Source organism: Microbacterium sp. (assembly GCF_052099035.1).
Lineage (GTDB): Bacteria > Actinomycetota > Actinomycetes > Actinomycetales > Microbacteriaceae > Microbacterium.
Genome location: NZ_JBQDSX010000107.1, coordinates 1 through 6,303 on the forward strand (window position 1 = coordinate 1; position 6,303 = coordinate 6,303).

The 6,303-nt window shown below is 65.6% G+C and carries 8 protein-coding genes; 5 read left to right on the plus strand and 3 right to left on the minus strand.

Annotated features, from left to right (window positions below):
• Positions 1 to 213: 213 nt before the first annotated feature.
• Both ACTIAO_RS16635 and ACTIAO_RS16640 read right to left on the minus strand, forming a co-directional pair.
• Complete coding sequence (locus tag ACTIAO_RS16635; protein WP_441907228.1) at positions 214 to 960, minus strand: YidC/Oxa1 family membrane protein insertase; 747 nt, start codon at positions 958 to 960, stop codon at positions 214 to 216.
• Positions 961 to 1,026: 66 nt separating this feature from the next.
• Positions 1,027 to 1,314, minus strand: coding sequence for a DUF6412 domain-containing protein (locus ACTIAO_RS16640; RefSeq protein WP_441907229.1), 288 nt, complete (start codon positions 1,312 to 1,314; stop codon positions 1,027 to 1,029).
• A 44-nt stretch (positions 1,315 to 1,358) separates the two neighbouring features.
• On the opposite strand from ACTIAO_RS16640, the gene ACTIAO_RS16645 reads away from it, so the two are divergent.
• From ACTIAO_RS16645 to ACTIAO_RS16665, 5 genes are all read left to right on the plus strand, one after another.
• Positions 1,359 to 2,393 carry an NAD(P)H-dependent flavin oxidoreductase gene (locus tag ACTIAO_RS16645; RefSeq protein WP_441907230.1) on the plus strand — a complete coding sequence of 345 codons (1,035 nt, stop codon included), beginning with the start codon at positions 1,359 to 1,361 and terminating at the stop codon, positions 2,391 to 2,393.
• Between the two features lie 70 nt (positions 2,394 to 2,463).
• Positions 2,464 to 2,721, plus strand: coding sequence for a type II toxin-antitoxin system Phd/YefM family antitoxin (locus ACTIAO_RS16650; RefSeq protein ID WP_441907231.1), 258 nt, complete (start codon positions 2,464 to 2,466; stop codon positions 2,719 to 2,721).
• Entirely contained in the window at positions 2,718 to 3,107 is a 390-nt protein-coding gene (locus ACTIAO_RS16655; RefSeq protein ID WP_441907235.1) for a type II toxin-antitoxin system VapC family toxin, read from the plus strand. Before ACTIAO_RS16650 ends, ACTIAO_RS16655 begins: the two co-directional genes overlap by 4 nt.
• 89 nt (positions 3,108 to 3,196) lie before the next feature.
• Positions 3,197 to 4,675, plus strand: coding sequence for an amino acid ABC transporter substrate-binding protein/permease (locus ACTIAO_RS16660; protein WP_441907233.1), 1,479 nt, complete (start codon positions 3,197 to 3,199; stop codon positions 4,673 to 4,675).
• Complete coding sequence (locus ACTIAO_RS16665) at positions 4,672 to 5,400, plus strand: amino acid ABC transporter ATP-binding protein (protein ID WP_441907234.1); 729 nt, start codon at positions 4,672 to 4,674, stop codon at positions 5,398 to 5,400. The genes ACTIAO_RS16660 and ACTIAO_RS16665 overlap by 4 nt, the downstream gene beginning before the upstream one ends.
• 28 nt (positions 5,401 to 5,428) lie before the next feature.
• Here the strand turns inward: ACTIAO_RS16665 and purU are convergent, their stop codons facing one another.
• The gene (purU, locus tag ACTIAO_RS16670) at positions 5,429 to 6,292 is read right to left on the minus strand and encodes a formyltetrahydrofolate deformylase (protein WP_441907236.1); all 864 of its coding nucleotides are present in this window, start codon (positions 6,290 to 6,292) and stop codon (positions 5,429 to 5,431) included.
• Positions 6,293 to 6,303 lie beyond the last annotated feature (11 nt).

Below are 6,303 nucleotides of genomic sequence, written 5' to 3' on the forward strand. Positions count from 1 at the left end.
GCCGATGGCGGGTATCCGCGCGGCTCCCGATCGTCTGATCAGAACCGATCTCTAGACGAAGCGCCAGAGCTCTCTCGACGTAGCTCGCTTCTGAGGGCTCTGTCGCGTCAGTAAGGTCTGTTTCACCCCCCTCAAAAGCGTTCCCCCAACGCTTCGGCCGCGAGCGCGATCGGAATGCACTGCACTCATCGCGCTCGCGGCCTTTTCATGCGGTCATGCGGCGACCGGAAGCGGATGCCGCCGTCGCAGGATGACGCGCTGGATGAGCGTCCATGTCACCGTCACGGTCAGATACAGCGAAGCGGCGAGCGGCACGAACACGGCGAAGACCGCGCTGAGATAGTGCAGCGCACTCATCGCGCGCAGCATCCCGGGGGAGGAGAGCGGCGAGTCCTCGACGGGGACGGGGCGGAACACGCATCGCGTGACCTCGGCGACCCCGATCATGATCGCGATCAGCACGAGGTATACGAGCAGCGTCGCTGGCGAGAAGGGACCCGCGGTCAGCATGCTCGCAAGGCTCGTGCCGAGCGATGCGCCGAAGAGATCGTGCGTGAGCAGTTCGTTCGCGTGCCCGGCGATGTCGGTGCGCAGGAATAGCGAGTACAGGATGCCGACGACGGGTGCCTGCAGCAGCACGGGCAGGCATCCGGCGAAGGGTGATGTGTTCTCGTCCTTGTACAGCTGCATCGTTTCGCGCTGCAGGCGCTCGGGGTTCTTCTTGTGCCGTTTCTGCAGCTCACGAAGTCTCGGCGCGAGCCGGGCGCGGGTCTGCTCGGCCTTGGCCTGTGAGACGCCGACGGGGATGAGGATGGCGCGGATGAGGAGTGTGACGAGGATGACGGCGGCCGCTGCGGCCGCGGAACCTGCCAGCGGCTCGAGCGCCGTGGAGAGGGTGGTCAGGGCGCCGTAGGCGGCGTCGAGGATCGCCGCGATCGGCGGGAAGGTATAGATGTCCAAGGGAGTGTCCGTTCTGAGTGTCGGGAGAGTCGGCGAAGTGCCGTGCTCCCGTCACGAACGGACAGGTCACACGGCGCGCGCGACTCCCGGCGCCCGGGGACGCGGGTGGCCGTCGGCCCCCGGATCGCTCTGGGCGAGCAGAACGGATGCGCCGATGGCGCGGAACGGATGCGGCGATGAACCCTGGCCCGCCTGCACGACGCCGAGCGTGATCGCGACGACCAACGCGGCGACGGTCAGTACGGCAAGCGCCAGGGTGAAGGCGGCGAGGTCGAGCGATGCGAGATCCGGCATCGCGAGCACACCGAGCGCAGACAGCATGAGCTGCAGCAACTGCTCGATTCCATCCGCCATGTCACAGAGAGTACCAGCGGCCAGCTGGCGCGTAGCGTGGAAGCATGAGTGGTCTGCGCGAAGTCCTCGGCATCCAGCATCCGATTCTGCTCGGCGCTTTCGGTGGTCTGTCATCGGTCGCGCTGACCGCTGCGGTGAGCGAGGCGGGAGGGCTAGGTGCGTACGGGCTGTACGGGTACGACGGTGCGCGGATCCGTGACACCGCCGCCGCGCTTCGTGAGGCGACCGACAAGCCGTTCGCGCTGAACATCTGGCTTCCGACCGGTGACGAGGCTCCGCCGAGCGCGCAGCACACGATCTTTGCGCAGGCGCTCGAGCCGTTCTACGAGGCAGTTGGCGTCGAGGTGCCCGCACGTCCCGAGCGATACTTGCCGACGCTCGACGAGCAGCTCGACGCGATCTGGGATGCTGCGCCCGCGGCTCTCAGCGTCGTCTACGGCGTGCCGTCGGCAGATGTCGTCGATGAGGCGCATCGCCGCGGCATCCGCATCATCGGCACGGCGACGACCGTTGCCGAGGCCGTCGCGCTCGAGGATGGCGGCGTCGACGTCGTCATCGCCTCCGGCGCCGAGGCCGCCGGGCATCGGGTCTCTTTCCTGCGCCCCGCGGAGGAGTCGCTGGTCGGCACGTTCGCGCTCGTGCCGCAGGTGGTGGATGCTGTGTCCGTCCCCGTGGTCGCGGCCGGTGGAGTCGCCGACCGGCGCGGAGTCGCTGCGGCCCTCGCGCTCGGCGCATCGGGGGTGCAGGTCGGGACCGCGTTCCTGGCGACCAACGAGTCTGCGGCCAATGACTCGCACCGCGCGGCGATCCGCTCGACGGCCGCCGACGAGAGCGTGCTGACGAAGGCGATGAGCGGACGGCTCGCGCGCGGAGCCAGAAACCGTGCCGTGCGTGCGATCGAGGCCGGCGGCATGAGCGGCCCGTTCCCCGTGCAGAACTGGCTCACCGGACGGTTCCGTGCACCGGCGGGGGAGCAGGGCTTGGGGGAGCTGCAGTCGCTGTGGCTCGGCCAGGGAGCACCGCTCGCGACGCGCGACACCGCCTCGGAGGTGTTCGCCGAGTTGCTCGCGGGAGTGTGAGCAACTGAAACTGGGCAACATGTTCGTGCGACCCGTAGAAGTTAGCCAGATAGATGGCTAACATGGTGGTATGGCTCAGTACAGCGTTCTCGATGCGCGGAACAATCTTTCGCGGCTGATCGCCGACGCCCGTTCAGGCGACGAAGTGGTGATCACCAACAGAGGTATCCCCGTGGTCAAGGTCGTACCCGTCGGCAGGCCCGACGTGATCATGAATGGCCCGGCCATCGTGGAGTGGCTCGAAGCGAATCCGCTTCTGAGCCGCGGTCGTCGTTCGACGGATGAGATCGAGGCTCAGATCGCTGAAGAGCGCGAGTCGTGGGAATGATCTATCTCGATGCCTGCATCCTGATCTACGCGATGGAGGATACAGGCGAGCGCGGGCATTCTTTGCGGAGAGCTATGGCTTCCGCTGAGGAGCCACTGGCGACCAGCCCTCTCGTCCTTCCTGAGTGCCTCGCAGTGCCGTTGCGTACGCGTGACCACGCGATGCGCGACCGGTACCTCGCGTTCTACGAGCGCCTCGAGATCATTGAGCTCGGTACGGAGGCGTACCTGCGCGCTGCTGAACTACGTGCGGGTCACGGTCTGAAGACACCAGACGCACTGCATCTCGCAGCGGCGCAACTCGGTGGCGCATCACAACTCTGGACGAACGATAAGCGGCTGGCCGCGGCATCCCACGGTCTCGCCGTCGACATCGTGAACGGCTGACCGACACCCCAACCCTCGGGACGCACTGCTCTAGGCTGGATGATCGTGCGGCTGTCCGGTCGTGTCATCCGATCCGAGGAGTTCCCGTCGTGATCCGAAATCCTTCCTCCACGATCGCGCGCCTGCGCGCGGTCGGACGCACAGCCGGAGCACTGCTGCTCACGCTGTTCGTCGCAGCCGGCATGATGCTGGGCGGCACGTCCGCAGCCATGGCCGCCGACGATTCCGAAACCTTCGTCATCGGCACGGACACGACCTTCGCGCCGTTCGAGTTCACCAACTCGGACGGCGAACTCGTCGGCATCGACATGGATCTCCTGCGCGCCATCGCTGAGGATCAGGGATTCACGGTCGAGATCCGACAGCTCGGCTTCGACGCCGCGGTGCAGGCGCTGCAGTCCAACCAGGTCGACGCTGTCATGGCCGGCATGTCGATCACCGACGAACGCAAGAAGGCATTCGACTTCAGCGATCCGTACTTCACCAGTGGCATCCAGCTCGGCGTGCTCGACTCGAGCGACATCCAGTCCCTGGACGACCTCGACGGCAAGACCGTCGCCGTCAAGACCGGCACGCAGGGTCAGACGTTCGCCGACGACAATAAGGACGAGTACGGCTTCACGGTGTCCCCGTACCAGGACACCACCGACATGGTGGATGCCGTGAAGGCCGGCCAGGCGGTCGGATACTTCGAGGACTTCCCCGTGCTCGCGTACGGCATCCAGCAGGGGTCCGGTTTCCGTCTCATCGGTGAGCCCGAGCTCGGCGGCGAGTACGGGTTCGCGGTCAACAAGGGGCTGAACCCCGAGCTGCTCGACATGTTCAACACCGGTCTGGCGAACGTCCAGGCATCCGGCGAATACGACGAGATCGTCGATCAGTACCTCGCCGGCGGTGAGGAGTCGACGCAGCCGACCGACATTATCTCTGTCGCGGTGAAGTACTGGCCAGCCCTGATGGAAGGCCTGTGGCTCACGATCATTTCGACGATCGTGGCGATCGTCGTGTCGTTCATCCTCGGTATCGTCTTCGGCTTCGGACGACTCTCGAAGTTCGCGTTGTTCCGCTGGGTCTCCACCGCGTACGTCTATATCTTCCGCGGCACACCGATCCTGATCCAGGCGTTCTTCGTGTTCTTCGCCATCCCGCAGCTGATTCCGGGACTCACCTTCAACCCGTTCATCGCCGGAGCGATCACGCTGTCGCTGAACACGGGTGCGTATATGACCGAGATCATCCGTGGCGGCATCCAGGCCGTCGATCCCGGGCAGACCGAGGCATCGCGTTCTCTGGGGCTGGGCCAGTGGAAGACGATGCAGAAGGTCGTGCTGCCGCAGGCGTTCCGCATCATGCTCCCGTCGTTCGTGAACCAGGGCATCATCACGCTGAAGGACACATCGCTGCTCAGCGTCATCGGCCTGGCCGAGCTCACGTTCCAGTCGCGGCAGATCATCGCCTCGACCTATCTGTCGGCGCAGGTGCTGACCATCGTCGCCATCATCTACTTCGTCGTGATCACGCTGCTGACGCTGCTCGCGAACCGCCTGGAGAGGAAGTTCAACGCATGAGCAAGATCGACGTTCGAGACCTGCACAAGTCGTTCGGAAGCAACGAGGTACTCAAGGGCATCGACCTCACGGTGGCGGACGGCGAAGTCGTCGCGGTCATCGGGCCCTCGGGCTCCGGAAAGTCCACTCTGCTGCGCTGCCTGAACAAGCTCGAGGAGCCGACCTCGGGTCAGGCGATCATCGACGGCGTCGACCTCACCGACAAGAGCGTCAAGCTCGACGAGGTTCGACAGCGCATCGGCATGGTGTTCCAGCACTTCAACCTGTTCCCGCACATGACGGTGCTGGAGAACATCACTCTCGCCCCGATCGAGCTCGGGCGTCTCTCGAAGGGCAAAGCGCGCGAGCGAGCCATATCGCTGCTGGAGCGCGTCGGGCTCGCCGAGAAGGCGGATGCGAAACCGGCATCCCTCTCGGGCGGTCAGAAGCAGCGCGTGGCGATCGCCCGTGCGCTGGCGATGGACCCCGAGATCATGCTGTTCGACGAGGCCACCAGCGCCCTCGACCCGGAAATGGTCGGCGAGGTGCTGCAGGTCATCGGGGACCTGGCAGCGGGAGGCATGACCATGGTGCTCGTGACGCACGAGATGGGCTTTGCCCGCGAGGTCTCCGACCGCACGATCTTCATGGATGACGGCGTGGTCGTCGAGGAATCGACTCCTGCCGAGCTCTTCGGATCCCCCAAGAGCGACCGCCTGAAGGACTTCCTCGCGAAGGTCCTCTAGGCGCTCCGGTCCCGCCCGGTGGCGGGACCTAGAGGATGACCGTCGACCGGCCGTGCACGATCACGCGGTCCTCCGCGTGCCACTGCACGGCGCGCGCGAGCACCTGACGCTCGACGTCCGCGCCCCGGCTCTGCAGCTGCGCCGCGGAATCGGCGTGCGTGACGCGGGTGACGTCCTGCTCGATGATCGGTCCCTCATCGAGGTCGGCGGTCGCGTAGTGCGCGGTCGCGCCGATGAGCTTCACGCCGCGCTCCTTGGCGCGTGCATACGGGTTCGCGCCGATGAACGCCGGCAGGAAGGAATGGTGGATGTTGATGACCGGCGCACCGATCTTCTCGATGAAGTCGTCGGTGAGGATCTGCATGTACCGGGCGAGTACGACCAGATCGACGTTGCCCTGAAGCAGTTCGAGCTGACGTGTTTCCATGGCAGCTTTCGCCTCGGTGCCCGAACCCGCGGGAATGTGCACGAACGGAACGCCGAACGTGCGGACCGACTCGGCAAGATCGGGGTGGTTCGAGATGACCATGGTGATGTCGACGTCGAGCTGTCCGCGCTGCTGGCGCCAAAGCAGCTCCATCAGGCAGTGGTCGTACTTCGAGACGAAGATCGCCACCCGCTTGCGGCGTGCGGTGTCGTGCAGCGACCACTCCATGCTGAACTTCTCGGCGACGGCGCTCATCGAGGCTTCCAGCGCCGGGCGGGCCGCTGCGAGTCCAGGGAGGTGGATCACCGTGCGCTGGAAGAAGCGTCCGCCCGCGGCATCCGTGGAGTGCTGGTCGAGCGCGATGATGTTCGCGCCGTGCTCGGCGAGGACGTTGGCGACGGCGGCGACGATTCCGGGCTGGTCATCGCAGGCGATGAGCAGGCGTGCGGTATCGGTCTGAGACATGGATGCTCCTT